This window comes from Paracoccus isoporae, assembly GCF_900101865.1.
Classification (GTDB): domain Bacteria; phylum Pseudomonadota; class Alphaproteobacteria; order Rhodobacterales; family Rhodobacteraceae; genus Paracoccus; species Paracoccus isoporae.
Genome location: NZ_FNAH01000002.1, coordinates 224,281 through 249,721, shown reverse-complemented (window position 1 = coordinate 249,721; position 25,441 = coordinate 224,281). Strand labels below are relative to the sequence as shown.

Annotated in this window: 22 protein-coding genes; 7 read left to right on the top strand and 15 right to left on the bottom strand. The window is 66.3% G+C overall.

Features of this window, described 5'->3' with window-relative positions:
- The first annotated feature begins 89 nt into the window (after positions 1–89).
- Complete coding sequence (locus tag BLT73_RS04815) at positions 90–1,541, top strand: di-heme oxidoreductase family protein (RefSeq protein WP_090521880.1); 1,452 nt, start codon at positions 90–92, stop codon at positions 1,539–1,541.
- Positions 1,542–2,089: 548 nt separating this feature from the next.
- Here the strand turns inward: BLT73_RS04815 and BLT73_RS04810 are convergent.
- Positions 2,090–5,536 carry a pyruvate carboxylase gene (locus tag BLT73_RS04810; RefSeq protein WP_090521395.1) on the bottom strand — a complete coding sequence of 1,149 codons (3,447 nt, stop codon included), beginning with the start codon at positions 5,534–5,536 and terminating at the stop codon, positions 2,090–2,092.
- 91 nt (positions 5,537–5,627) lie between these two features.
- Complete coding sequence (gene xth / locus BLT73_RS04805) at positions 5,628–6,413, bottom strand: exodeoxyribonuclease III (protein WP_090521393.1); 786 nt, start codon at positions 6,411–6,413, stop codon at positions 5,628–5,630.
- 78 nt (positions 6,414–6,491) lie between these two features.
- On the opposite strand from xth, the gene BLT73_RS04800 reads away from it, so the two are divergent.
- Entirely contained in the window at positions 6,492–7,124 is a 633-nt protein-coding gene (locus BLT73_RS04800) for a hypothetical protein (protein WP_090521391.1), read from the top strand.
- A 4-nt stretch (positions 7,125–7,128) separates the two neighbouring features.
- On the opposite strand, the gene BLT73_RS04795 is transcribed toward BLT73_RS04800, so the two are convergent.
- Positions 7,129–7,455 (bottom strand): HesB/IscA family protein, encoded by a 327-nt coding sequence (locus tag BLT73_RS04795; RefSeq protein WP_090521389.1) that lies wholly within the window; start codon positions 7,453–7,455, stop codon positions 7,129–7,131.
- Between the two features lie 84 nt (positions 7,456–7,539).
- On the opposite strand from BLT73_RS04795, the gene BLT73_RS04790 reads away from it, so the two are divergent.
- Positions 7,540–8,688: a deoxyguanosinetriphosphate triphosphohydrolase gene (locus BLT73_RS04790; RefSeq protein WP_090521879.1), complete on the top strand. Its 1,149-nt coding sequence runs from the start codon at positions 7,540–7,542 to the stop codon at positions 8,686–8,688.
- On the opposite strand, the gene BLT73_RS04785 is transcribed toward BLT73_RS04790, so the two are convergent.
- On the bottom strand, positions 8,689–9,582 hold the full coding sequence (locus tag BLT73_RS04785) for a DMT family transporter (RefSeq protein WP_090521388.1): 894 nt from the start codon (positions 9,580–9,582) through the stop codon (positions 8,689–8,691).
- A 99-nt stretch (positions 9,583–9,681) separates the two neighbouring features.
- Here BLT73_RS04785 and BLT73_RS04780 point away from each other — a divergent pair, with 99 nt between their 5' ends.
- Positions 9,682–10,104, top strand: coding sequence for an OsmC family peroxiredoxin (locus BLT73_RS04780; RefSeq protein WP_090521386.1), 423 nt, complete (start codon positions 9,682–9,684; stop codon positions 10,102–10,104).
- Positions 10,104–10,949 (top strand): transglutaminase-like domain-containing protein, encoded by an 846-nt coding sequence (locus BLT73_RS04775; RefSeq protein WP_090521385.1) that lies wholly within the window; start codon positions 10,104–10,106, stop codon positions 10,947–10,949. Before BLT73_RS04780 ends, BLT73_RS04775 begins: the two co-directional genes overlap by 1 nt.
- 30 nt (positions 10,950–10,979) lie before the next feature.
- Here the strand turns inward: BLT73_RS04775 and BLT73_RS04770 are convergent, their stop codons facing one another.
- The 3 genes from BLT73_RS04770 to BLT73_RS04760 all read right to left on the bottom strand — a co-directional run bounded on the left by BLT73_RS04770 (position 10,980) and on the right by BLT73_RS04760 (position 15,209).
- The gene (locus tag BLT73_RS04770) at positions 10,980–13,313 is read right to left on the bottom strand and encodes an aldehyde dehydrogenase family protein (RefSeq protein ID WP_090521383.1); all 2,334 of its coding nucleotides are present in this window, start codon (positions 13,311–13,313) and stop codon (positions 10,980–10,982) included.
- Positions 13,314–13,321: 8 nt separating this feature from the next.
- Positions 13,322–14,269: a deoxyribose-phosphate aldolase gene (gene deoC / locus BLT73_RS04765; RefSeq protein WP_090521382.1), complete on the bottom strand. Its 948-nt coding sequence runs from the start codon at positions 14,267–14,269 to the stop codon at positions 13,322–13,324.
- Positions 14,270–14,339: 70 nt separating this feature from the next.
- Entirely contained in the window at positions 14,340–15,209 is an 870-nt protein-coding gene (locus tag BLT73_RS04760) for a LysR family transcriptional regulator (protein WP_090521381.1), read from the bottom strand.
- Positions 15,210–15,297: 88 nt separating this feature from the next.
- On the opposite strand from BLT73_RS04760, the gene BLT73_RS17230 reads away from it, so the two are divergent.
- Positions 15,298–15,459 (top strand): hypothetical protein, encoded by a 162-nt coding sequence (locus BLT73_RS17230; RefSeq protein WP_176804915.1) that lies wholly within the window; start codon positions 15,298–15,300, stop codon positions 15,457–15,459.
- On the opposite strand, the gene BLT73_RS04755 is transcribed toward BLT73_RS17230, so the two are convergent.
- From BLT73_RS04755 to BLT73_RS04720, 8 genes are all read right to left on the bottom strand, one after another.
- Positions 15,428–16,117, bottom strand: coding sequence for a DUF1523 family protein (locus tag BLT73_RS04755; RefSeq protein WP_090521379.1), 690 nt, complete (start codon positions 16,115–16,117; stop codon positions 15,428–15,430). The genes BLT73_RS17230 and BLT73_RS04755 overlap by 32 nt on opposite strands.
- Positions 16,118–16,130: 13 nt before the next feature.
- On the bottom strand, positions 16,131–16,409 hold the full coding sequence (locus BLT73_RS04750) for a hypothetical protein (protein ID WP_090521378.1): 279 nt from the start codon (positions 16,407–16,409) through the stop codon (positions 16,131–16,133).
- A gap of 3 nt (positions 16,410–16,412) precedes the next feature.
- The gene (locus tag BLT73_RS04745; protein ID WP_176804913.1) at positions 16,413–17,831 is read right to left on the bottom strand and encodes a DUF6638 family protein; all 1,419 of its coding nucleotides are present in this window, start codon (positions 17,829–17,831) and stop codon (positions 16,413–16,415) included.
- A 245-nt stretch (positions 17,832–18,076) separates the two neighbouring features.
- Positions 18,077–18,988 carry a restriction endonuclease gene (locus BLT73_RS04740; protein WP_090521377.1) on the bottom strand — a complete coding sequence of 304 codons (912 nt, stop codon included), beginning with the start codon at positions 18,986–18,988 and terminating at the stop codon, positions 18,077–18,079.
- Positions 18,985–20,913: an AAA family ATPase gene (locus BLT73_RS04735; protein ID WP_090521375.1), complete on the bottom strand. Its 1,929-nt coding sequence runs from the start codon at positions 20,911–20,913 to the stop codon at positions 18,985–18,987. Before BLT73_RS04735 ends, BLT73_RS04740 begins: the two co-directional genes overlap by 4 nt.
- Positions 20,900–21,469 (bottom strand): putative glycolipid-binding domain-containing protein, encoded by a 570-nt coding sequence (locus BLT73_RS04730; RefSeq protein WP_090521374.1) that lies wholly within the window; start codon positions 21,467–21,469, stop codon positions 20,900–20,902. Before BLT73_RS04730 ends, BLT73_RS04735 begins: the two co-directional genes overlap by 14 nt.
- Positions 21,469–22,605, bottom strand: a complete 1,137-nt coding sequence (locus BLT73_RS04725; RefSeq protein ID WP_176804911.1) for a hypothetical protein — start codon at positions 22,603–22,605, stop codon at positions 21,469–21,471. Before BLT73_RS04725 ends, BLT73_RS04730 begins: the two co-directional genes overlap by 1 nt.
- Positions 22,606–22,662: 57 nt before the next feature.
- Positions 22,663–23,715, bottom strand: a complete 1,053-nt coding sequence (locus BLT73_RS04720; protein WP_425438804.1) for a hypothetical protein — start codon at positions 23,713–23,715, stop codon at positions 22,663–22,665.
- 416 nt (positions 23,716–24,131) lie between these two features.
- Between BLT73_RS04720 and BLT73_RS04715 the strand changes: the two genes are divergently transcribed.
- Positions 24,132–25,415: an acetylornithine deacetylase/succinyl-diaminopimelate desuccinylase family protein gene (locus tag BLT73_RS04715; protein WP_090521371.1), complete on the top strand. Its 1,284-nt coding sequence runs from the start codon at positions 24,132–24,134 to the stop codon at positions 25,413–25,415.
- Positions 25,416–25,441 lie beyond the last annotated feature (26 nt).

Sequence of the window (25,441 nt, the reverse complement as noted above, 5' to 3'; positions counted from 1 at the left end):
TGCCCCTGCCGCTGCACGCCGATGATCCCGCCGATCCGGTGCGCGCCGTGCCCGCCGACCCGCCCCCCGGCACCGCGCCCGCCGCGTGGATGGGTGAACCACATCTGTCGGTCATCCCCCGCAGCGCGGCAGAGGCGGATCGCGTCGCCGCGGTCACCGCCCCTGCAACCGATTTCACCGCGCCGGAACCTTTCGAGCAACATCCGGGCGGCGCCGCGACCACGCGCTATGTCCCGACGGCAGATGCGTTCTCCCAGTTCTCGGAAAACCTGGCCTTCGAGGATGAGCTGGATTTCAAGGTCGGCAACGGCATCTTCCGCAAACTGTGGATCGGCGCGCCCTCCTCGACCAAGGGCAGCGACGGGCTGGGGCCGCTTTACAACGCGCGCTCCTGCCAGAACTGCCATATCAAGGACGGGCGCGGCCACATGCCCGACGGCCCGGATGACAGCCGCGTCTCGGCCTTCCTGCGGCTGTCCGTGCCGGGCGGCGCGGATGTGCCGGGCATCCCCGATTACATCCCCACCAGCCCCGAGCCGGTCTATGGCGGGCAATTGCAGGATCTGTCGCTGGCGGGCTATCTGGCCGAGGCGCGCATGGGGGTCAGCTGGCGCGAGATCCCGGTGACGCTTTCCGGCGGCGAGGAGGTCACGCTGCGCGCCCCTGATTACAGCATCGATGATCCCGCCTATGGCGCGCCGCGCGATGACGTGATGATCTCGCCCCGCGTCGCCCCGCAGATGATCGGGCTGGGTCTGCTGGAGGCGGTGCCCGCCGCCGACATCCTGGCCGCCGCCGACCCGGATGACGCCGATGGCGACGGGATTTCCGGCCGCGCCCAGATCGTCTGGTCGAGCGAGTTCGATCAGCCCATGCTGGGCCGGTTCGGCCACAAGGCCGGCAATGCCACCATCTTCGAGCAATCGGCGTCGGCATTTTCCGGCGATATGGGGCTGTCCACGCCGCTGTTCCCGGACCCGTCCGGCGAGTGCAGCGCCGCGCAGACCGCCTGCCGGTCCGCGCCCGCCGGGCAGGAGGACGGCATCCGCGACGGGCTGGAGGTCGATCGCGAGAGCATGGATCTGGTCAGCTTCTATTCCCGCAATCTCGCCGTGCCGGAACGCCGCAATCTGGACGATCCGCAGGTGCTGCGCGGCAAGCAGATCGCCTATGAAACCGGTTGCACGTCCTGCCACCGCCCGAAATTCGTCACCCACCGGCTGGCGGATCGCGACCCGCAGAGCTTCCAGCTCATCTGGCCCTATACCGATCTGCTGCTGCATGACATGGGCGAGGGGCTGGCCGATCACCGCCCGGAATCCCGCGCCACCGGCCGGGAATGGCGCACCGCGCCGCTCTGGGGGATCTCGCTGAATGGTCAGGTGACGGGGGTGGAGAACTATCTCCATGACGGCCGCGCGCGCTCGCTGACCGAGGCGATTCTGTGGCATGGCGGCGAGGCGCAGGCGGCGCGCGACGCGGTGGTCGCCATGCCGCCCGAGGATCGCGCCGCGCTGATCGCCTGGCTGGAATCGTTGTGAGGCGGGCGGGGGCACGCAAACTTGGGCGACCCCGCTGAGCAATGCATTGGGCTAAAGGCGGATACCCGGTCCCCTGCCGAACAACCGCTGAAAACACGCTCACAGCAACCGACCCGGAAAACTGGCAGAAGGCCAGCGGACGACCGCGGGTGGCCGCTGTCGGCGCTTGGAATAAGCGCCTTTATGGTGCAGCAAAATCGAACGACTGTTCGGCACGGACCGGCGAAGAAGCGGCCGCCCATGGGGCGGTCGGCCGCTGGCCCGGCGGGGCTGCGCCCCTTGTTCCGGACCGGAGCGGCCGGAGGCGCGGCGGACGGGCAGGCGCGGCGCATCAGCGACGCGGACCGTTGCTCGGCTCGCCGGGACGCGCTCGCGCTCCGCCCATTCTTCCAGCACGCTCAGCAGATCCTTCCGTCGATCTGCTGGCCCGGCGGGGCTGCGCCCCTTGTTCCGGGCCGGGGCTGCCGGAGGCGCGGCGGACGCGCAGGCGCGGCCCAGAGTGGGTAGCGGATCGTCGTCCGGCTCTGCCGGGACGCCCCGCCCTGCCCCTAATCCTCCAGTTCGATCAGCAGATCCTTGGCGTCTATCTGCTGGCCCGGCGCGACATGGACGGTCTTCACCACGCCTTCGCGGTCGGCATGGATCGCGGTCTCCATCTTCATCGCCTCGATGGTCAGCAGCAGATCGCCCGCCTTCACGCCCTGCCCGCCCTGCGCGGCGACCGTGGCCACCACGCCCGGCATCGGCGCGCCGATATGGGCGGTATTGCCCGCATCCGCCTTGGGCCGCGCTGTGGCCGTGGCCCCTTCGGCGCGGTTCGGGACGCGGATATTGCGGGGCTGGCCGTTGAGCTCGAAGAACACCTTCACCTCGCCCTTCTCATCGGTTTCGCCGATGGCCTGAAGGCGGATCTCCAGCGTCTTGCCGGGGTCGATCTCGCAGGAGATCTGCTCGCCGGGCTGCATGCCGAAGAAGAAATTCTTCGTCGGCAGGGTCCGCACCGGGCCGTATGTGCGGTGCCGGCCCATGTAGTCGAGGAACACCTTGGGATACATCAGATAGCCGTTCAGATCCTCGTCATCGACCGCCTGACCGTCCAGCTTTTCGACCAGTTCGGCCCGCGTCGCCTCCAGATCCACCGGCGCCATCTGCGCGCCTGCCCGCGCGGTCAGCGGCGCCTCGCCCTTCAGCACCTTCTTCTGCAACGCCTCCGGCCACCCGCCCGGAGGCTGGCCCAGATTGCCGCGCATCATGTCCACCACCGAATCCGGGAAGGCCACATCGACCGACGGATCCTCGACCTGGGCTCGGGTCAGCCCCTGGCTGACCATCATCAGCGCCATGTCTCCCACCACCTTGGAGGACGGCGTCACCTTCACGATATCGCCGAACATCTGGTTGACCTCGGCATAGGTCTTGGCGACCTCGTGCCAGCGATCTTCCAGTCCGAGCGAACGCGCCTGCGCCTTGAGATTGGTGAACTGGCCGCCCGGCATCTCGTGCAGATAGACTTCTGAGGCCGGGGCTTGCAGGCCGGATTCGAAGACCTCGTAATCTTCGCGCACCCGTTCCCAGTAATTCGATATCTCGCGGATCGCGCCGATATCCAGCCCGGTGTCGCGTTCGGTCCGCGCCATCGCCTCGACCACCGACCCCAGCGTCGGCTGGCTGGTATTGCCCGACAGCGCATCCATCGCGCCATCGACGATATCGACCCCAGCCGCGGCCGCCGCCAGATAGGACGCGCCGCCCATGCCGGAGGTGTCATGCGTGTGGAAATGGATCGGCAGCCCGACCTCATCTTTCAGCGCGCGGATCAGCTTGCCGGCGGCGGCGGGTTTCAGAAGCCCCGCCATATCCTTCAGCCCGAGGATATGGGCCCCCGCGTCACGCAGCTCTTTCCCCATGGAAACGTAGTATTGCAGGTCATATTTCGCGCGATCCGGGTCGTTGATATCGCCGGTATAACAGATCGCCGCCTCGCAGATCTTGCCGGTGCCGATCACCGCGTCCATGGCGACGCGCATATTCTCGACCCAGTTCAAACTGTCGAAGACGCGGAACACATCCACCCCGGTCTCCGCCGCCTGCTTGACGAAGGACTGCACGACATTATCGGGGTAATTCGTATAGCCGACCCCGTTCGAGGCGCGCAGCAGCATCTGCGTCATCAGGTTCGGCATGGCCGCGCGAATGTCGCGCAGGCGCTGCCAGGGGCATTCCTGCAGGAAGCGGTAAGCCACGTCAAAGGTCGCGCCCCCCCAGCACTCGACGCTGAACAGCTGCGGCAGGTTCGCCGCATAGGCGGGCGCGACCCGGATCATGTCGATCGAGCGCATCCGGGTTGCCAGCAGCGATTGATGCCCGTCGCGCATCGCGGTGTCGGTCAGCAGCAGGCGTTTCTGCGAGGCCACCCAGTCGGCCACGGCCTGCGCGCCCTGCTCTTCCAGCATCTGCCTGGTGCCGGCGGGCGGGGGCGAGACGCGGGGCTGCGGGGCGGCGGGCGGGCGCGCCTCGGCGGGCGGTGCCGCATGGCCTGCGGTTTCGGGATGGCCGTTCACGGTGATGTCGGCCAGATAGGTGAGGATCTTGGTCGCCCGGTCCTGCCGCTCGCGGAAATCGAACAGCTCGGGCGTCGTGTCGATGAATTTCGTGGTGTATTCGTCCGACAGAAAGGTCGGGTGTTTCAGCAGGTTGATGACGAAATCGATATTCGTGCTGACACCGCGCACCCGGAATTCGCGCAGCGCCCGGTCCATGCGGCGGATCGCCTGTTCGGGTGTCTGCGCCCAGGCCGTGACCTTCACCAGCAGCGAATCGTAATAGCGCGTGATGACCCCGCCCGAATAGGCCGTGCCGCCATCCAGCCGGATGCCCATGCCGGTGGCCGAGCGATAGGCGGTGATGCGGCCGTAATCGGGGATGAAGTTGTTCTGCGGATCCTCGGTCGTCACCCGGCATTGCACGGCATGGCCCGACAGCGTGACCTGGTCCTGCGCGGCCACCCCCGTGGCCTCGGCCAGCGTCGCGCCCTCGGCGATCCTGATCTGCGCCTGTACGATGTCGATGCCGGTGACTTCCTCGGTCACGGTGTGTTCGACCTGCACGCGCGGATTGACCTCGATGAAATAGAAGGCGTCGGTCTCCATATCCATCAGGAACTCGACCGTGCCCGCCGCCTGATAACCGACCGCCCGCCCGATCTTCAGCGCGAGCGCACAGACCTCTTCGCGCTGCGCTTCGGTCAGGTAAGGCGCAGGGGCGCGTTCGACGACCTTCTGATTGCGGCGCTGCACGGTGCAGTCGCGTTCATAGAGATGATACAGCCCGCCATGGGTATCACCCAGCAACTGCACCTCGACATGGCGGGCGCGGGTGATCATCTTTTCCAGATAGCCTTCGCCATTGCCGAAGGCGGCCTCGGCCTCTCGCCGGCCCTCTCGGACCTTCTCGACCAGCTCGCCCTCGCCGTTGATAGGGCGCATCCCGCGCCCGCCGCCGCCCCAGGACGCCTTGAGCATCAGGGGATAGCCGATCTCGGCAGCCTCTGCCTTGATGGCATCGAAATCATCGCCCAGAACCTCTGTCGCGGGGATGACCGGCACGCCCGCCTCGATCGCCACGCGGCGGGCGGAGGCCTTGTCGCCGAGCGCGCGCATGGTTTCCGCCTTGGGACCGATGAAGATGATCCCGGCCTCGCGGCAGGCATCGACCAGCTCGGGGTTTTCCGACAGCAGCCCATAGCCCGGATGGATCGCGTCGGCGCCGGATTGCTTTGCAACCCGGATGATCTCGGGGATGGAGAGATAGGCCGCGACCGGGCCCAGACCCTCACCGATGCGATACGCCTCATCCGCCTTGAATCGGTGCAGCCCGAGCTTGTCCTCCTCGGCATAGACCGCCACGGTCTTCTTGCCCAGTTCGTTGGCTGCCCGCATGATGCGGATCGCGATTTCGCCCCGATTGGCCACGAGTATCTTGCTGATGCTGCGCATGACGCCCCCAAGTTTCTGCGACTGCAAAGACCATAGCACCGCGTTTCCATATGTAAATCTTCCTTGTCAGAAGAAAGACGGAAATGCGAATTCAGGCGGCGAGATCGACCCAGACCGGCACGTGATCCGACGGTTTCTCGCCCGCGCGGACCTCTCGGTCCACGCCGGATGATGTTACCAGATCAGCGGCTTGCGGCGACAACATCAGGTGATCGATGCGGATGCCGTTGTCGCGCCGCCAGGCGCCGCCCTGGAAATCCCAGAAGGTGAACGGGCCGCGCCGCCCGAACGGATCGGCATCGCGCAGCGCGTCGGTCCAGCCCTGCGCTGCGATGCGGCGAAAGGCGGCGCGGCTGTCGGGCAGAAACAGCGCGTCCTTGACCCATTCCGCCGGTTCCGCGGCATCGCGGGGCTGCGGGATGATGTTGAAATCGCCCAGCATCACCACCGGCATTTCAAGTGCCAGCAAGTCCGCCGCGCGGAGCCGCAGCCGCTCCATCCAGGCCAGCTTGTAGTCGTATTTCGGCCCCGGCGCCGGGTTGCCGTTGGGAAGATACAGCCCCGCGATCCGCACCGCGTGGTCGCCCACCACCGTCGCCTCGATATAGCGGGCCTGTTCGTCAGCGTCGTCACCTGGCAGACCGCGGGTCACATCCTCCAGCGGCAGTTTCGACAGGATCGCCACCCCGTTGAAGCTTTTCTGCCCGTGCACGGCGAGGTTATAACCCATATCCTCGAAATGCGCGGCGGGGAAATTCTCGTCCACCGTCTTGATTTCCTGCAACACCACCAGGTCCGGCGCGGCGGCTTGCAGCCAGTCGCCGAGCGCCCCGATCCGCGCCTTGATTCCGTTGATGTTGAAGCTCGCGATTTTCATGGCGGCATCATGTGCCGGGGCATCGCGATTGGCAAGATCACCGATTGCCGCTAGCCTGACGGGGAAAGGAAGCTGCCCGTGAAGATGTTTTTCGCAAGCGTGTTCTGCGCCGTGCTGACCGTTCTCTCCCTGCTGTCGCAACCAGCATTTGCCCAGGACGTGGATCGCCCGCCGGCCGGGTTGATGTGGAACCGCAGCGGCCTGCCCGCCACGCTGCCCTTGCAGATCCGCAGCCAGGGCGGCGCGGACCACGTCGTCACGCTGATCGACCCCGAAATCGGCGAGCAGGTGTTGGCCGGCTATGTCCGCGGCGGATCCTTCTTCCGGATCCTCGTCCCGCCAGGAGAATGGCGGATCCGCATCGCCTCCGGCCAGCTCTGGCGCGGCGAGGCGGCGCTGTTCGGCCCCGACACGACGGTGCTCGAACTGCCGGAGCCCCTGCAGTTCATGGCCGGTCACAGCCGCCTGAACGGCCATGTGCTGACCATCGAGAACAGCGACGCAGGGCAGCGTGTCACCGGCATCGCAGCACGTGTGATCTGCCACTATGCGCAATGGCAGGACGGGCTGTTCGACGAACATGACGACGACCCCAGCGAGGCGGAGCGGCGCGCCCTATACTCCGGCGCTGTGCCGCAAGACCGGATCGGGCCCGATCCGCTTGATCCGACGGATCTGAAATTTTCAGTCAGGTCAAGGATCTGCGCGTAAAACCTCAGATAGAAAACGACGTCCCGCACCCGCAGGAGGACGCCGCATTCGGGTTCTCGATCACGAAGCGCGCCCCGATCAGCTCATCGGCGAAATCGATCACCGCACCGGCCAGAAACGGCAGCGAGACGGGATCGACCAGCACACGTTGACCATTGCCTTCCAGCACCAGATCATCCTCGGCCGGGGCGTCCAGCCGGATGTCATATTGAAACCCCGAACAGCCGCCGCCTTCCACCGCCACGCGCAGGGCCTGCGGTGGCGCCGCGCCGTCATTGATCTCGGCCAGCCGTGCAAAGGCGCGTTCGGTGACTTGAGGGGGCAGGTTCATGGGGCGTTCCCGTTTCACTTATCCTGCCGGGAATATAGGGTCCGCCCCGCAACGCTGCAAGGAAACCCGCCGCGAGGAGCGATGATGACCGCGCCCTATGCCTGCCAGCCCGATGACAGCCGCGGCAGGCTGCTCCCTGAAAACCTGTCCAGCTTCCGCTCGCCCTGGCAGCGCGACCGCGACCGGATCATCCATTCCTCGGCCTTCCGGCGGCTGAAGCACAAGACCCAGGTCTTCGTGGAACAGGAGGGCGACGCCTATCGCGGCGATTACTTCCGCACCCGGCTGACCCATACGATCGAGGTGGCGCAGGTTGCCCGCACCATCGCCGGCGCCCTGTCGCTGAACACCGATCTGGCCGAGGCGGTGGCGCTTGCCCATGATCTGGGCCACCCGCCCTTCGGCCATACCGGCGAGGACGCGCTCTCTGCCCTGATGGCGCCCTATGGCGGCTTTGATCACAACGCGCAGGCCCTGCGCATCGTCACCCGGCTGGAGCGGCACTATGCGGGGTTCGACGGGCTGAACCTGACCTGGGAGACGCTGGAGGGGATCGCCAAGCATAACGGGCCGGTGGCCGCGCCCCTGCCCTATGCGCTGGCAGAGGTGAACGGGCAATGGGATCTGGAGCTGTCCAGCAACGCGAGCGCCGAGGCGCAGGTCGCGGCGGTGGCCGACGACATCGCCTATAACCATCACGATCTGCATGACGGGCTGCGCGCCGCGCTGTTCACCGAAGCCGATCTGGCCGATTTGCCGGTGGTCGGCCCCGCCTTCGCCGAGGTCGATGCGCTCCATCCCGGCCTGGACCGGGGCCGTCGCCGCCACGAGGCGCTGCGGCGGGTCTTCGGCGTGATGGTGGAGGATGTGATCGCCGTGGCGCAGAACCGTCTGGCCGCGCTGCAGCCCCGTTCGGTCGAGGAGATCCGGGCGATGGACGGGCCGATCATCCGGTTCTCCAAGCCGCTTTATCAGAACCTCAAGGCGATCAAGTCCTTCCTGTTCACCCGCATGTATCGCGCGCCTTCGGTCGTGGACGAACGCAAGCTGGTGACGGCGATGCTGAACGATCTGTTCCCGCTCTACATGACCAACCCCGAAATGCTGCCCGAGCATTGGCGGCCGGAGGCGTTCGCCGCATCCCAGACCGAGCGGGCGCGGATCGTGCTGGATTATGTAGCGGGCATGACCGACCGCTATGCGATGGCGGAATGGGAACGGATCTGCGGCTGATCAGCGCAGGAAGATTAGCGCCATACCCGCCACCGCGATGAGAGAGCCGATCCAGCTTGTCGGGCTGGGTCGGTCCCCGGTCACCAGCCACAGCGCCGGCAGGATGACCACCGGCGACAGCGCCGACAGCGTCGAGACGATGCCCACCTTGCCGCCTTGCAACGCAAACAGCAGCAGCGACATGCCGATCACCATCGCCATGATTCCCGACCCGGCGATGCGCAGGAACACCGGCCCCGTGACCGGGCCGCGCTGCCGCACCGCCTTGAGCGGCGACGCCATCACCGCCGCCAGCACCAGAACGGCGCAGGAGATGCGGATCAGCGTGCCCGCGACCGGATCGAAGCCCTGCGCCATGACCGGGCGCGCAATCAGCGAGCCGAGCGCCTGACCCAGCCCGGAGGCCAGTCCGAACCCCATGCCGATCCAGATATTGCCGTGCACCGCCTCGTAGGCATGGCTGCCGCCGCGCCCGGCGCGTCCCAGCACCGCGATGGTGACGCCCGCCGCGCACAGGATCACCCCGGCCCAGCCGGCCAGACTCAGCGTCTCGCCCAGAAACCCCCAGCCCAGCACCGCCGCCATCGGCGCGTTCAGCGCAAACAGCGCCCCGGCCCGGCGCGGCCCCAGCCGGTTCATCGCCAGATACAGCGTGGTGTCACCGACAAAGATGCCGATCACCCCCGACACCGCCAGGGCCGCAAGCTGCGCTGCGGTGACGCCCTGCCACAGCCCGGCCGACCAGACGATCACGCCAAGGATCAGCGCCACAAGGCTCTGGCGATAGAAATTGAAGGCGAACGGCCCCAGATGCGCCGAGGCGGGGGCCGCGATCAGCCCGGTCAGCGCCCAACATATCGCGGCACCTAGCGCCGCAAGCTCATAAACCGGCAATTCCGACCTTCCGCCGCTTTTCTTTCGTCGATCCGTTGAACCTGCGCCCCGGCTTCGCGTTGGGTGGCAGTGTCACGATTCCGATTACAGGAGGACGAGATGGTTACCAAGACCGGTTCAGCGAAATGGCAAGGCGGGCTGAAAGATGGCAAGGGCGAGGTCTCGACCGAGTCCGGCGCGCTGTCGGCCCAGCCCTACGGGTTCGGCATGCGGTTCGAGGACCAGAACGGCACCAATCCCGAGGAGCTGCTCGGCGCCGCGCATGCTGCCTGCTTCTCGATGGCGCTGTCCAAGGAGCTGGCCGAGGCCGGGATCACCGATGTCAGCATCGAGACCAGCTCGGCCATCTCGCTCGACAAGGATGGCGACGGGTTCAGCATCAAGACCGCCGCGCTCACCTCGCGCGTCTCGGGCAGCGGCGACCGCGCGGCCATCGAGAAGGCGGCCGAGGGGGCCAAGACCGGCTGCCCGCTGTCGAAACTGATGAATGCCGATGTCACCCTCGACCTGACGGTTGCGTGATGCTCATCCGCTATGGCTATGACATCACGATAGAAAGTGACGGGCCGCTCTCCATGCTGCTGCAAATGTCGGTGCGGCCTGAGCGGCAGTTGGACCTGCGCGGGATCGAGGCATTCTCCACCGATCCCGCCGTGCCCTATTCGACCTTCATCGATGATTTCGGCAATTTCACCCGACGGCTGAACGCCGACCCCGGCAAGTTCCGCATGCAGCAGACCGCCATCATCACCGATAGCGGCCTGCCCGAGCCGGAATTTCCCGAGGCTCAGGAAATGCCCATCGAGGCGCTGCCGGATGATGTGCTGCAATTCCTGATGCCGTCGCGCTACTGCGACTCGGATCTGTTATTGGCCCAGGCCTGGGATCTGTTCGGTCAGGTGCCGCAGGGCTGGAACCGGGTGCAGGCGATCATGGACTGGGTCCATAACCACATCACCTTCAACTATCAGGATGCCGACGCGACGCGCACCGCCAAGGACGCATTCGATCAGGGCAAGGGGGTATGCCGCGACTTCGCGCATCTGGCCATCGCGATGTGCCGGGCGCTGAACATCCCGGCGCGCTATGTCAACGCGCATCTGGGTGATTTCGGCGTGCCGGTGCCGCCCGACCCGATGGACTACGCGGCCTCGGTGCAGGTCTATCTGTCCGGGCGGTGGTGGAATTTCGATCCGCGCAACAACTCGCGCCGGATCGGCCGGATCCCGGTCGGATACGGGCGGGACGCGACGGATGTGGCGCTGATTTCCAGCTTCGGCGCGCATCGCCTGCTGAATTTCACCGTCATCACCGAAGAGGTGGACGAGGCCGGCAACCGGATCGAGCAGCGCCGGAAATCGGCCTGACGACGCCTCCCGGAGGTCGCCCGGCCCCGCTCAGTATGCGACGCTTCCGGTTCCGGCCGGGAGCGCGCCATAGGGCAGCCACACGGTTTTCCACTGCACCGCATGATCCAGGAAGCGGCGTCCCTGCGCCGCATCGGCGGACCAGTCGAGATTGGGGAATGACCAGACCGGCTTGAGATTGCCGGTCGAGGCGCGTTCCACCGCCTCGGCCCCCTTGCTGCCGCAGAACCACAGCGCCGCGACATCGTCATGCGCGGCCAGCACCGCCGCCAGATCATCCTTCGGGCCGGAGACGATGTTGACCACCCCGCCGGGCAGATCGGAAGTGTCGAAGATCTGCGCCAGATCGAAGGCGGCGACCGGATCATCCTGCGCCGGGATCGCCACCACGCTGTTGCCCATCGCAATCGCCGGCGCAACGAGGCTGACGAAGCCCAGCAACGGCGCATCGTTCGGGCAGACCACACCGATGACGCCAAAAGGCTGGGGGATCACGTTGACCAGGTAATCCGGCTTGGTCTGCACGTTCAGACCGTCGAACTTGTCCGCCCATGCCGCATAGTAGAACAGCCGCGATACGGCACGATCGACCGCCTCGCCCCCGTGTTTCGCCGCCAGCTCCTCGCGGCGCAGCGACAGGTTCTCGGCGATGAAATACAGCACCTGCGCGCGGCCATGCCCGCCCATTGCCGCCGATTTCCCGGCTTTCTTTGCCGCCTCGACCGCGTTGCGGATATCCTTGCGATTGCCGAGCGGCACCAGATCGCCCGACGCCGCGCGATAACTGGCCCCGCCATCGGGCCGCTTCTGCGCCCCGCCAATATACAGCTTCTCGGTCCGGTTGATCCCGGCCACCGCCGCCTTGCCATCGGGCAGCGCCTTGGGCGGCTTGGGCGTTTTTTCCTTTATATCCTTGATGGTTGGGGCTGACATGTAATCCAGCATCCCCACGCGCCCGCCCTCGCGTCCGAAGCCGGATTCGCGCATCCCGCCGAAGGGCGCGGCAGCATCGAACATATTCGCGCCATTGATCCAGACCACGCCGGATTTCACCTGCGCGGCCAGGTCGGTGGCGACCGTGGCGCTTTCGGAAAAGATCATCGCCGCCAGCCCGTAGCGGGTGTTGTTGGCCAGGCTGATCGCCTCATCGGCGGTGCGGAAGGTCGTCAGCGTGGCGATGGGACCGAAGATTTCCTCGCTCCACGCCGGGTTTGCGGGCGAAACCTCGCGCAGATAGCCCGGCGCGACATAGCACGTCTCGCCCGGCTGACCGCCCACCAGATCCGCCCCCGCGGTCACTGCCTGACGGCAGAGATTGACGATCCGGTCCTTCTGCAACGGATGCACGATCGCGCCGACATCGGTGGATTTGTCGAGCGGTGGGCCCACCCGCAACCGCTCCAGCCGCCGTGCCAGCCGCGTCTCGAACCGCTCGGCCACCGCCTCGGCCACGAGGATCCGCGAGCCAGCGCAACAGACCTGCCCCTGGTTGAACCAGATGGAATCGACGACCCCTTCCACCGCCGCGTCCAGATCGGCGTCATCCATCACGATGAAGGGGGATTTGCCGCCCAGCTCCAGCGTCAGACGCTTGCCGGTCCCGGCCGTCGCGGCGCGGATGGCGCGGCCCACCTCGGTCGAGCCGGTGAAGGCGATCTTGTCCACATCCGCCTCGACAAGCGCCGCGCCGGTCTCGCCATCCCCGGTGACGATATTGACCACGCCGCGCGGCAGCCCGATTTCCTGGCAGATCTCGGCAAAGGCGAGCGCGGTCAGCGGGGTGTATTCAGCCGGTTTCAGCACCACCGTATTGCCCGCCGCAATCGCAGGTGCGATTTTCCAGGCCAGCATCAGCAGCGGGAAATTCCACGGGATGATCTGGCCCGCCACGCCGATGGCGCTGTGGTCGGGAAACTCCTCCGCCATCAGCGCCGCCCAACCGGCATGATGATAGAAATGGCGCACCACCAGCGGAATATCGGCATCGCGGCTTTCGCGGATCGGCTTGCCATTGTCGAGGCTTTCCAGCACCGACAGGAAGCGTTCGCGTTTCTGGATGGTCCGCGCGATGGCATAGAGATATTGCGCCCGCTCCTGCCCGCTCAGCCCGGCCCATTTCGGTTGCGCCTTGCGCGCCGCCTTGACCGCCGCCGCAATGTCCTCCGCAGTGCCCTGACTGATCTGGGCCAGCGTGTCGCCCGTCGCCGGATCGGTGGTGACGAACCCGCGCCCTGCGGCGGTAAAGCTGCCATCGATGAAATGGCCGAACCGCTCGCGATCCTTCAGCCAGTCGCGCACCGCGCCCGAATCCTCGACCGAGGGGCCGTAGTCCATCGTTTCCATGATCTCGCTCACAGTCGGCATATGATCCCTCAGGCCATGGTCAGGCGATGGGCCGCGGCATAGCGGCCGGTGACGTAATGGCTGATCTGGCGTTCCAGATCGCCCAGCAGGGACGAGGCCCCAATGCGGAACAGATCGGGCCGGACCCAGTCGCGGCCCAGCTCCTCGACCATCAGTACCTGCCAAGCGAGCGCGTCCTTCGATGTTTTCAGCCCGCCCGCCGGTTTGAACCCGACCTTGTATCCGGTCTGCGCGTGATAATCCCGGATGGCGCGGCACATCACCAGCGACACCGGCAGCGTGGCGTTCACACCCTCCTTGCCGGTCGAGGTCTTGATCCAGTCCGACCCGGCCTGCATGGCGACATGGCTGGCGCGGGCCACGTTTTCCAGCGATTTCAGGTCGCCCGTCGCCAGGATCGCCTTCATCTTCGCCGCCCCGCAGGCCTCGCGCATGGCCCGGATCTCGTCATAGAGCGCCGTCCAGTCCCCCTGCAGCACATGAGCGCGGGTAATCACGATGTCGATCTCATCCGCGCCCTGATCGACCGCATAGCGGATCTCGGCCAGCCGCAGATCCAGCGGCATCAGCCCGGCGGGAAACCCGGTCGCGACGCTGGCCACGGGCACGCCCGAATTGCCGAGCGCGCGCTTCGCCGCCGCCACCATCGTCGGATAGACGCAGACCGCGCCGGTGGTCAGCCCCTCGACCCCCATTGCGGCCAGCATCTCGGGGGCGATCGGCTGGCGCGCCTTGGCGCAGAGCCGGGCCACCCGGTCCTCGGTATCGTCGCCCGCCAGCGTGGTCAGGTCGATGCAGCTTATGGCCTTGAGCAGCCAGGCCGCCTGGAATTCCTTCTTGATCGAGCGCCGCACGGGCAGTGTCGCCGCGCGGCGTTCCACCGCCGGGGTGTTGATGCGCAGATCCGCGAACCAGTCCGCTGTCAGCTCGGTTCCGGGATTTCGGTGTTCGGCCATGATGTTCCCGCGTCGTGTCAGGCGGTCAGCCTAGCCCCGGATCGTCAGCGCCACAAGCGCAAGCGGCGGCTCAATTCCGCAGCGGCCGGTCCCCCGCCAGCAGCCCGGCATGGGCGGCATAGACCGCCGAGAGGCGCGAGATCACGCTGCGGAGATGGGGCTGATGGCGGTCATCGTCATGCATGACCAGATATTGCGTCTCGGTCAGCGCCTCGATCAGATCTCCCGCCCGCGCAAGGGACGGATCGCGATCCCCGATCATGCAGGGCATGACGCCGATCCCGGCCCCGGCCCGGACCAGCTCCTGCACCGTCGCCACCGTGTTGGCCCAGACCGAGACCGGAACATCCTCGTCCAGCAACCATCTGGCCGCGGGGTGGCGGGCATGGGCCTCATCCATCGACACCCATTCCAGCAGATCCGGGCGCGGCACGCTGCGGCTGCGATAGGGGGCGAAGCGCAGCGTGCCGAGCTTGAGCGAGGCGAGGTTTCCCGCCTCGGCCGGGCGATTGCGGATGCCCAGATCGACCTCGCGATGGGCGATGTCCAGCACCGCCTCGGTGGTGACGAAATTCAGCACGAACGGATCGCCCGGCCGGGTCAGTTCGCGGAACTCACCGGCCAGGAAATGCGCCGTGGCGGTGCCGGCCGACAGGCGCACCACCGGGCGGTTGGCCTCTGGCGACAGAAGCTGCTCGACCGGGCGGGCGGCGGCCTGCATGGCGCGGACCCGGTGCAGCAGCGCCGTGCCCTCCGGCGTCAGCGCATAGCCCGATTGCGACCGCGCAAACAGCGTCATCCCGGTCTTCTGCTCGAGCGCCAGCATCCTGCGCCCGATCGTCGCCGCGCTGAGCCCCAGCTCCCGCGCAGCGCCGGACAGGCCGCCCGTTTGCGCGACATGGAAGAAGACCTGCAAATCCTCCCAGCCGATGTTTTTCATTTTTGAAACACACCTTGCGAATTCCCGCGGTTATCCGGGGATGGACCGCAGGTTATATCTCCATCCGTGAAAAAGAAAGGCACATCCCATGACCCCGCTGCTGATCCAGACGACACCGCAGACGATCCCCGAGGAGGCGTTCTACCAGCTCACCGGCCCGGCGATCCTGCACTGGCTGAAACCGATGCGGATCACCCTGCCCCGACGCCGCGCGCGGCTCACTTCCGCGGCTTGCCCTTCCAGGTGTTGAGCCAGCCGGTGAACCCCTCGCGCGCCTCGGTGAACTCGCCGCTGACCCGGTCCATGGCCGCATCGGCGCGCGCATCGGCCCGGTCCACCGCCGCGCCCATGCGCTTCGCGGCCGGATCGATGGTGCGTTCGCGGAACTGGTTCCACATCCGCCACAGCAGGAACAGCAGCACGCCCAGCAGGATCAGGATCAGCATGGCCGGCCAGTTCAGCGGCGCGTCCGACGGCCCGGCCACCTGCTTGACGGAGATCGCGTTGGGATAGATCGAGAACAGCGGGATCCGCCAGCCATAGGAGGTGATGCTGACCCAGATCGGGTCGCGCGAATCCGAACGCAGATTGGTCGCCTCGGCATGCAGGTTGGAGCTGTCATACTTGAAATAGGGCGGCCAGATCAGCCCGGTATCCTCGTTGCGGTAGACGAAGACCTTCTCGCTCGGCCGCACCGTTTCGATGAAGCGGATATCGCGCTGACCGGAGGCGTTCTGCACCGTGCCGGTGTCGTCGGAGGCGTAGAAGATCGCGTTGCGCCCGATCTCGGTCAGGCGGTTATAGGTGTTGGTGATCCGCACCGTGTCCTTGCTGGGCAGGGCATAATCCAGGAAAAGGAAGACAAAGACGCCCAGCACGACGCCCAGAGTGACCTTGACATAATACATCGGGCGCGCCTCCTTACTGCACGTTCACGAACCAGGCGATCACCAGCACGGCGAGCGTCGGCACGACGAAAACAAGCGCGACCAGCCGCGCCTTCAGGGTCTTGCGGAACCCCGCCATCGAACGTCGCACGAACAGCCTTCGTTCCGGGCTGTCCCCGGCGCGCTCCGGATGGCGGCGATCCCATTCCTCTTCCAGCGCCTCGGTCTTGGTCGAGCGCAGATAGACCGAGATCAGCACATAGAAGATCGCCTCGATGATGAACAGGGTCAGCGCAAGCCGCAGAACCGCCATGTCTCACCCTCCCCAGGGGCCGCGGATCGGCTGATCGCGCGGCGTCCGGCCGGTGCCGAGGGCCGCAGACGCCCCGCTCAGCGTCCCGCCCCGGCGCGCCTTGCCCCAGGGGCCGGCGATGGGGGGCGGCTCCTTCATCGACGGCTCGGCCCCGAACAGCGCGTCGCGCGTGCCCTGCTTGTCGATCTGGTATTCGCGCGCCAGGTGATTGGCGACATAGTCCTTCTTCGCCTCGTCCCAGCCCTGATACGCGGCGTAGAACAGCGGCTTGTTCAGGATGAACAGGGCGCGCACATCATGCGGGGCCAGCTCGGTCAGCATCTGGTTCACCAGCTCCCGTGCCGGCGTCGCCGCCGCCCTGATAGCATAGAAATAGGCCGGATCGGCGCTGTCGATCACCGGCCAGGCCCCGCCCTCCTCGGCATAGCGCAACAGCGCCGACAGGCCGCGGATCTCCGGCGGCAGCCCCTCGCCCATCCGCGCCGCCGCCCGGCGCAGCGCAGAGCGGGTGGCGTCTCCCGTATCGATCCCCAGCCTCGTGGCCGCGTCCACGAGGATGAAATCGATCTTCTGGCGCAGGATCGCCGCGCCATCCGCGCCTTTCGCCGTCACGATCGGCTCGGCCAGGGCGTTGCGCGCCAGCCACATCGCGATGGCGTTGGTGTCACCGAGCGCGATCAGTTTCACACCGGACAGGTCGGGGCGGTCATGCGCCGAGGCCATCAACTCGGCATCGCGGAAAATCATCGCCGGCTCGCGCGGGCTGCGGAACACATAGACCCCGCCGAATTGCGAGGTCCAGAAATCCGGCACCTCGTAATCCCCCGCCTCCAGCCGGATCGGGTTGCGGATCACATCGCCGGTTTCCTTGGCCTGCGCGATCATCCGCGCGATCAGCACATCGTCATACCAGCCATCCGGCTCGCTGCGGAACCGCTCGATCAGCGCGGTCAGCTTGTCGGCGCCCGCGACATGGTTGCCGGTCGTATCGGCGCTGATCCGGATCCGCCCGATCTGGAGGAGATCGGCGGGCGCGCTCACCTGCCAGACCCGGTCGTCCATCTCGCCCAGCACCGCATCGCGGGCAGTCAGGCTGAAAAGCTGGCTTTCATTCTCGCGAATGAACAGCTGCAACAGATCGCGCAGCACCGACAGATCGGCATTGAGCAGCGGCGCGGTCTTCTGTTCCGTCGTCAGCAGGATGAACTGGCGATGCGCGCCCGCCGGGTTGAGATAATCCATATCCCCGATCTCATCCCCGATCTCGGGCGAGTATCCCGCGAGGTCGATATGGAACTCGCTCAGAGCGGTCTCCCGCCCCGCCACCAGCTTCAGCGCCCGGTTATACCGCGCCACCCAGGCCGGGCTGTCCACCCGGATCAGATTGCCGAACATCAGGCCTTTTTCGATCAGACGTTTCATGCGGTCACCTTAGCATCGCGATGGATCGGAGTGCAGTGCCGAGTGAACCGCAGCAGAGCCGGGCAGCGTCCGGCCGCGGGCGGACGCATCGGCGGTGTTGGTCCACGCTTTATCGCGCATCCCCGCTGAACGACCGTCCGGCGCGGACCGGCTGCGAAGCGTCCGCCCGAGCGGGCGGCCGGACGCTGCCCGGCGGCGCTGACGCGCCTTGATTCCGGGCGGCATGCGGTGGGCAAAACCTTGCATCAGATTCCTTCAAACCAACCCGAATCGACCGTGACCTTCTCAATCAGCTCCGTCTTTACACCCAGTCCAAGATCCTTCAGCAACTCACACAACCTGTCACCGTCGATGAGGTCAATCGCCGGTGCACCGTCCCGCGTCGCCTCTTCGGACGCCTGGCTGGTAAAGCTGCCGGTGGTGATGAACAGCCCCTTATCCGCGCGCCCCTGCAACGCGCCGCGAAAATCGCGGATCTCGGACGCGCCGACGCTGCTTTTCCACCGCTTGCACTGAAACAGCACCTGAAACGAAATCAGGTTGACGCGCAAAACGCCGACGCCATCTATCCCGCCATCGCCGGATTTGCCTCTGACCTCGACTTTGATAAACCCAGATTCCCTGAGCAATCGCTGTGCGAGGCGTTCGAAGGCGTCAGGGGTCATTTTCTTGACGACCTCCAGCAGCTCATTTTCCCAGTCCGTCGCGTGCAGATCGTCATCATCCGATGGGTCGGGCTCCGGCAGTTCGGCATCCGGAGCCGGCTGAGCCTTTTCCGCCATCCTTTTCTGCCGCGCCTTCTCCCGCTCTTCCTCAGCGACCTGCGCACGAATTTCCTGCGTCTGCTGATAGGTCGTGATGCCCTGACCGCGCTCGGTCAAAGCCCAGACCCCACGGGCCGAGTTTTCCACCGCTCCGCCACGGCGCAGATAGGTTCTGGCCCATGACAGGAAATAATTCAGCCTCGGGCGATGACCGTCGCCGGTCATCATGAACGCCTGCTCTTCCTCGCTCACGCCCTCGATTTCAGCTACGCGCTCATCGAGTTCGTGGATCGTCGCCGAACCGCCGATGGAGCGGAGGGCCTCCACCGTCACCAGCATCATTCCGGCAAGATCGGGCAGTCCCTCGGCTTCGATAACGAATCTGCGGCTCATTTCATTCCTTCCCGATACCGCCTCTGCGCCTCGTCCATCCGCTCCATATTCCGCACCGCCTCCTCGATCGCCGTCTCGTCGCTGCTCTCCGCATAGCGCCATTCGCTGTCCGCATAGCGGTTGATCTCCTGCGCGATCATCTCAGCCGTGATCGGCTGGCGCAGCGCCGCGATCATCTCCAGCTTGCTTGCATAGGGCTGGTGCAGGAACGGCTCGGGGCTCTCGAACCACGCATCGGGCATGTCGAAATCCATCGCGCGGGCCTTGATCGCGTCGGTGATATTCTTGATCGCGCGGCCGGTGAAGCGCGGATCGGCCTGCGAGATGGCGTGCAGATAGGTGCCGAATTCTGCCAGCGTGTCGAGCGGCCCGGTCTCGGCCGTCACCTCGCCCCAGACCTGCGCCAGCCCCGCCTCCTGCGGTTGGTTATGGCGCTCGAGGCTTTCGGCCACCGCCGACCGGATCGCCTGCGCCTGCATCAGATCGTGATCGCCGACCGGGATCTCGTGCCGCTTGCCCAGAAGCAGGGCGAGAATGTCGATGTAATCCGCCCGGCTTTGCGGCCCGTCGATCAGGAAGCGCGCGCCTGCCCGCTGGCGCAGCGCGTCATCGATGGATTCGGCGTAGTTGGAGAACATGCCGAAAGTCGCATTGCCGCGCACGATGGTGCTCGCGCCGGCAAATGCCTCCATCAGCACCGCCGTGATCTCCTGCTGGCCGCTGGAGGATTGCTTGTCGCCGCGCTTGCCGGCGATCTGGTCGATATCGTCGATGGTGCCGAAGCCGATCACGGCGGGGTCGATCACACTGTCGATAAAGGCCCGCGCATTCTGCCCCGACTTGCCCTGATAGCTGTCCACATTGTCGATGGAGAGATTGGCATAGCGGAACGGATAGCCCGCGACGGTGCAGTAATCATTGATCAGCCCCGCCATCATCTGGATCAGCGTGGTCTTGCCGGTGCCGGGCTTGCCGTCGCCCAGAAACGTATGGATGAACCCGCCCAGCTCCACGAAGGGATTCATGCGCCGGTCGAAATCATAGGCGACCAGCATCCGCGACAGCCGCATCATCTGATGCTTGGCGATGGCGTTGCCGACCACCTCCTCGGGCGTCTTGAAGGCCAGTTGCACCTTCTGGCCCCGCGCCCGTGTGGCCGGCGCAAACCCGGCAATCGGGAATTCATCCGCCGCCACACGCCAGCTTGCGCCGGTAAAGGCGGCGCTGCGCGGCGCGGTCTCGGCGCGGGCGCGCACGGCGGCCGAGACCGCCTCGGCAAAGGCGATCACGGCGGCGATCAGCGTCTTGTCGTCCTGCGCCGCGCGGGCGAGGTTCTGATCCAGCTCCCACAGCGCCCCCTGCAAGGCGGTGGTCGGGTTGTCGGTCAGGATCTCATCCGCCGTGATCCCCTCCACCGTCTCCGGCCCGGCATGTTCGGCCAGAAGAAACGCGGTGGCACTGGCAAAGACCGACAGCGCGGCCAGCGATTCCACCGCCAGCAATTCCGCGAACTCCCCCCGCCGGTCCGGGGCCAACCGCCCCTCCAGATTGGCGCGTTTCAGCTCGGCGGCACCGGAGCGCGCCGCGACCTCGTCCACCACGGCGAGCGCAATCGCCAGCGCCCGGCGCAGCGCGCGGACCACGGTGGCGGCGGCGGGCGAGGGCAGATCGTCGCCCCCCACCCCCTCGATCCGGTCAATGAGCTGGATCCCCTCGGCCCGCGCGGTCGACCGCCCCGCCAGCCCCGGCGTGGTCGATCGGAACCGCGTCGTCCGCCTGATGCCGGGCGAGCGTTCCGCCGCGGGCGCCGCCGCGGGCTTGCCCAGTCGCGGCGCATGGTCGAACGCGGTCAGCAGCGACAGGGCCTGGCCGTAATGGGCGCGGATCTCGGCCTCGGGCAGCTCCATCTCGTTACGGCTTTCCATCGGCCCCCTCTTCGATCCACAGCCCCGGATAATCGGTCACGAACCCATCCGTATTGACCGACAGATCGGCGGCAAAATCATGGCGGGGCGAGGCGTAATGCCAGATATCGCCCGCAAGGCGGTAGGTCTGCGGCAGCAATTTCAGCCGCCAGTCAGCGGCATCCAGCCACGCCGCGGCCAGATCGCCCCCATCGCTGCCGCTGGCGCGCATCCGGCGGATGGGCAGCGTGTTGGTGGCCGGGGTAAAGCCCAGATCAATATCCTGCAAACCATGCAGGTCAGGGATTTCCTCGCCGCCGATCCGCCAGTCGCCCTCGGGGCTGCGCTGGATCGACAGGGTGATCTCGCGCTGACCCACACGGCCCTGCACCCGCGCCGACCGCGTCCGCCAGACGTCGTCGCAAACCACCAGATAGGACAGATGCGCCGGCCCCGCCGCATCCAGCCAGACCGCCACGCCGTCCAGCCCCTGCCCGCTCGAATCCTGCCAGATCCGGCAGGCATCATGGCCGGGCAGGTCCAGCCGGCGCCAGAGGATCTGCGGATCGCCCGCCATCAGCGATAGCCCGCCACGCGGCCATCGGGCAGCGGCACGTATTTCCGCATCCGCCGGAACCCCTCGGGGTCCAGCTCGGCCAGCGACTGATAGGGGCGCGCCGGCAGGATCAGGGCCCGTTCCACCGCGCTCGCCCCCTGCCCGGCCCCGCCAAGCCCCAGCGGGTCGAGCCGGAAGATCTGCCGCTCCGTCACCCCGAAGAAGCCCGAGCTTTCCATCTCTGCCCGCTCGGCCTGCAAATCCTCCACCGTCAGCGCCACCGCCCAATCCTCGCCCGCGGGCGCGCGGGCATTGTCCAGCACCTCCTTGATCGGGCCTTCCTGGGTGGTGAATTGCTGCGAATAGATCGGGCCGAGCAGCACCCGGCGCAGCCGATGCGGATGCAGCCGGTCGAAATCGCGGTCGAATCCCTGGGCAATGGTCACCAGTTGCAGCGTCGTGACCGATTGCGCCATCAGATGCGCCTGCACCTCGGGCCAGCGGCGCGAATCCTCGACCAAGGGCCGCCGCCCGCTATCGTCGCATTCCATCAGATACAGCACCGGCATGTTCAGCTGGCTGTCATACACCGCCCAGTGGATCAGCCAGCGCCGCCGGTTGCGCGCATCCGACAGCCAGTAGCCCTGCGGATGCATTTGCGGCCAGAACAGCCCGCCCGTCGCCAGCGCCTCATAGTAAAGCCGCTGCGACATGGCATATTGCAGCCGCTTCGGGATGGTCAGATCACCGACGATCTGGCGGATCATGTCATCCTTGATCGCCTCGGTATCGGGGCTGCGCGCCAGATGGTTCTCCGCCTGCGCCGCATCCGCCGCCATCTGGCCGATCTCCAACCAGACCGGATAGCCGGATTCATGAACATCAATGGTCAGGAACCGGCGCAGCGGCCCCTCGACCCGGCCCGAGACGAGATATTTCATCGACAGCGCCTCGACCGAGTTCAGCATGGCGCGCAGATAGGATTCGATGATCTCGGTCTCGGAGCGGCTGAACAACCCGTCGCGCACGGATTCGGCCAGCACCGCGGGCAGCGTGCGCGCGATCAGCCGCAGCTTCTCGAAATAGCGCCGCGCGAGCAGATCATCCTCGATCTGGCGGTGATCGGCGTCGAGCGTGCCGGTGCGATCCGTGCTCATGCCTCGACCTTTACGCCTGCATCAGCCCGCACGCGCCGCTTTCCGGAACTGGCCGCATCAGCCGCCATAGAGATTCTTGTCATGCTTCTCGACGATTTCCGAGAAACGCCGCGCAAAGCGTTCATCCGCCTTGGCTTTTTCCTCCAGCACCTTGCGGGCAAAGACCATGTGGTCGCCATGGGCTTCCAGCATGTCGGCCATGCGGTCATTCGTCGCCGTGCCGATCGCCGCCATCTGGGCCTGTGCCTCCTGGTCGGTCTTGACCCCGATCTCGTTGATGCGATGGGCCACATCCTGCTGCTGCGCGGTTTTCAGCGATTTGGTCAGCGCGTCATACAGCACCACGCGCTGTTTCGTATCCGTCTGCAGCTTGTTGATCAGCACCATCTGCGTCGCCGCCTGGTTCTGCAAACTGTCCACCCAGGTCTTGCCGGCCTCGATATAGCGTTCCAGCGTCTGCGATTTCGCCAGCGCCACCTGCTCGTCCTGCACGAGCGCGTTATGCTCCTTGTTGGCATTGGCGAGTTCCGTTTCCAGCCTTGTGCGGTCGGACGGATCGGTGGTGGAACCGACCTTGTTTTCCAACTCGATCAGCTTCGGATCCATCGCCTTGATCTGCTCGCGCAGCGATTCAAGCTGATCGACCGTCGCCTCGCGCTCATCCAGCGTGCCGGTCAGGTTGGCCTCGACCTTGGCCTTCTGGTCGTTCAACTGCGCAAGCTGGTCCTCCAACAGCCGCGTGATGACATCGGATTTGGAAATCAGATCCTGCAGCTTGTCGTCGATCGAGGCCGTGCGCAGCCGTTCCTGCCGCATCGATTCGGCCTTGCCGCGCGCAAAGATGCCGACGAAGCTCTCCCACCCGGTCTTCGACCGCATCTCCTCGAAATCCTTCGAGAAACCCGCCGTTACATCGTCCAGCCCCATGATGAGTTCGGCGATATTGGCGTTCATCGTCTCGGTATGGGCGTTCACATCGGCCAGCGTGGCATTGGCGATGTCGATGGACGGCGCCTCGGCCCCGGTTTCGGCGGCGGCGCGGTCGAGCCGGCTTGTCACCTCGGCCATTTTTTCCTGCGTCAGCACGATCTGCTTCTGCGTTTCGGTCATTTGCTGGTCGAGCGATGCCATCGGTAATCCCCTGAAGACGCTGTTGAGAAAAACTTTAGGGCGAAACGCCCGGCTTACAAGGGTGGCCTGCCCAAATACGCGGTTTCTTTACCTGAGCGTCAGATCGCGCGCGGGTCCCCCATCCGCCCGCGCCGTCATGCATCGCCCGCCGCAGACCCGGCCCGGAACAAGGGGCGCAGCCCCGCCGGGCCAGCGTCCGACCGCCCCCCGGGCGGACGCTTTTTCGCCGGTCCGCGTCGAAGGGCAGTTCAGCGGGGATGCGCCATAAAGTGCACCGCGCAGATCGTGGAGGCGTCCCCCCGCGGTCGGCCGCTGGACCTCTGCCGCGCGGTCGCATCGATGCCCCACGCCGAACCATCTGGACAGCCCCCCACAACCCCGCCACTCTCAGCCCCATGGACGACCTCTGCCAAGCCATCGCTGCCCGCCGCGACGACCTGATCCGCCTGACGCAGGATCTCATCCGCATCCCGACGCTGAACCCGCCGGGGCGGCACTATCGCGACATCTGCGAATATCTGGAGGCGCGGCTGGCGGCAAAGGGCTTCACCTGCGAACTCATCCGCGCCACCGGCACGCCCGGCGACAGCCTGGAGTATCCGCGCTGGAACCTGATCGCCCGCCACACCGGCCCCCGCCCCGGCGATTGCGTGCATTTCAACTCTCATCACGACGTGGTCGAGGTCGGTCAGGGCTGGACCCGAGACCCGTTCGGCGCCGAATTCGTGGCCGCTGAAGACCGCATCTACGGCCGCGGCGCCTGCGACATGAAGGGCGGGCTCGCCGCCTCCATCATCGCGGCGGAGGCCTTTATCGACAGCCACCCCGACCACGCCGGCACAATCGAAATCTCCGCCACCGCGGATGAGGAAACCGGCGGGTTCGGCGGGGTCGCCTTCCTCGCCCAGCAGGGGCGCTTCGCCGCCGTTGATCACGTCCTCATCCCCGAACCGCTGCACAAGGACCGGATCTGTCTGGGCCATCGCGGCGTCTGGTGGGCCGAGATCGAAACCCAAGGCCGCATCGCCCACGGCTCCATGCCCTTCCTCGGCGACAGCGCCATCCGCCATATGGGCGCGGTGCTGGCCGAGATGGAGGAAACGCTCTGGCCGCTTCTCGCGGGCAAGCGCACAGAGATGCCGGTGATCCCCGAAGGGGCGCGGTCCTCGACCCTCAACATCAACGCCATTCATGGCGGCGAGGCCGATCAGGGCCCCGACTATACCGGCCTGCCCGCGCCGGTCGTCCCGGATCGCTGCCGCATCACCATCGACCGGCGTTTCCTGATCGAGGAGGATCTGGCCGAGGTGAAGGCCGAGATCACCGCGCTGATGGAGCGCATCCGCGCCCGCCGCCCGAATTTCCGCTACGAGATCCGCGACCTGTTCGAGGTCGTCCCGTCAATGACCGACCGCGACGCCCCGGTCGTCCGCACCACCGCCGCCGCCATCGAGCGCGTCCTGGGGCGCGAGGCGGGCTATGTCGTCAGCCCCGGCACTTATGACCAGAAACATATCGACCGCATCGGCAAGCTGAAGAACTGCATCGCCTACGGGCCGGGCGTGCTGGAACTGGCCCATCAGCCCGATGAATGGATCGGCGTCTCCGACATGCTGGATTCGGCGCGGGTGATGGGGCTGGTGCTGGCGGATCTGCTGGGGCCGGGCGATACCGCCTGACCGGCACGCACGGACGGCCGAGGCGC

Coding starts and splice junctions, on each gene's coding strand:
- BLT73_RS04755 (WP_090521379.1), bottom strand. CDS start 16,117: ATGTATTATGTCAAGGTCACTCTGGGCGTCGTGCTGGGCGTCTTTGTC.
- BLT73_RS04730 (WP_090521374.1), bottom strand. CDS start 21,469: ATGGCGGGCGATCCGCAGATCCTCTGGCGCCGGCTGGACCTGCCCGGC.
- deoC (WP_090521382.1), bottom strand. CDS start 14,269: ATGGCCGAACACCGAAATCCCGGAACCGAGCTGACAGCGGACTGGTTC.
- BLT73_RS04780 (WP_090521386.1), top strand. CDS start 9,682: ATGGTTACCAAGACCGGTTCAGCGAAATGGCAAGGCGGGCTGAAAGAT.
- BLT73_RS04715 (WP_090521371.1), top strand. CDS start 24,132: ATGGACGACCTCTGCCAAGCCATCGCTGCCCGCCGCGACGACCTGATC.
- BLT73_RS04775 (WP_090521385.1), top strand. CDS start 10,104: ATGCTCATCCGCTATGGCTATGACATCACGATAGAAAGTGACGGGCCG.
- BLT73_RS04770 (WP_090521383.1), bottom strand. CDS start 13,313: ATGCCGACTGTGAGCGAGATCATGGAAACGATGGACTACGGCCCCTCG.
- BLT73_RS04745 (WP_176804913.1), bottom strand. CDS start 17,831: ATGAAACGTCTGATCGAAAAAGGCCTGATGTTCGGCAATCTGATCCGG.
- BLT73_RS04760 (WP_090521381.1), bottom strand. CDS start 15,209: ATGAAAAACATCGGCTGGGAGGATTTGCAGGTCTTCTTCCATGTCGCG.
- BLT73_RS04735 (WP_090521375.1), bottom strand. CDS start 20,913: ATGGAAAGCCGTAACGAGATGGAGCTGCCCGAGGCCGAGATCCGCGCC.
- BLT73_RS04790 (WP_090521879.1), top strand. CDS start 7,540: ATGACCGCGCCCTATGCCTGCCAGCCCGATGACAGCCGCGGCAGGCTG.
- BLT73_RS04810 (WP_090521395.1), bottom strand. CDS start 5,536: ATGCGCAGCATCAGCAAGATACTCGTGGCCAATCGGGGCGAAATCGCG.
- BLT73_RS04750 (WP_090521378.1), bottom strand. CDS start 16,409: ATGGCGGTTCTGCGGCTTGCGCTGACCCTGTTCATCATCGAGGCGATC.
- BLT73_RS04815 (WP_090521880.1), top strand. CDS start 90: ATGGGTGAACCACATCTGTCGGTCATCCCCCGCAGCGCGGCAGAGGCG.
- BLT73_RS04795 (WP_090521389.1), bottom strand. CDS start 7,455: ATGAACCTGCCCCCTCAAGTCACCGAACGCGCCTTTGCACGGCTGGCC.
- BLT73_RS17230 (WP_176804915.1), top strand. CDS start 15,298: ATGACCCCGCTGCTGATCCAGACGACACCGCAGACGATCCCCGAGGAG.
- BLT73_RS04720 (WP_425438804.1), bottom strand. CDS start 23,715: ATGACCGAAACGCAGAAGCAGATCGTGCTGACGCAGGAAAAAATGGCC.
- BLT73_RS04725 (WP_176804911.1), bottom strand. CDS start 22,605: ATGAGCACGGATCGCACCGGCACGCTCGACGCCGATCACCGCCAGATC.
- xth (WP_090521393.1), bottom strand. CDS start 6,413: ATGAAAATCGCGAGCTTCAACATCAACGGAATCAAGGCGCGGATCGGG.
- BLT73_RS04740 (WP_090521377.1), bottom strand. CDS start 18,988: ATGAGCCGCAGATTCGTTATCGAAGCCGAGGGACTGCCCGATCTTGCC.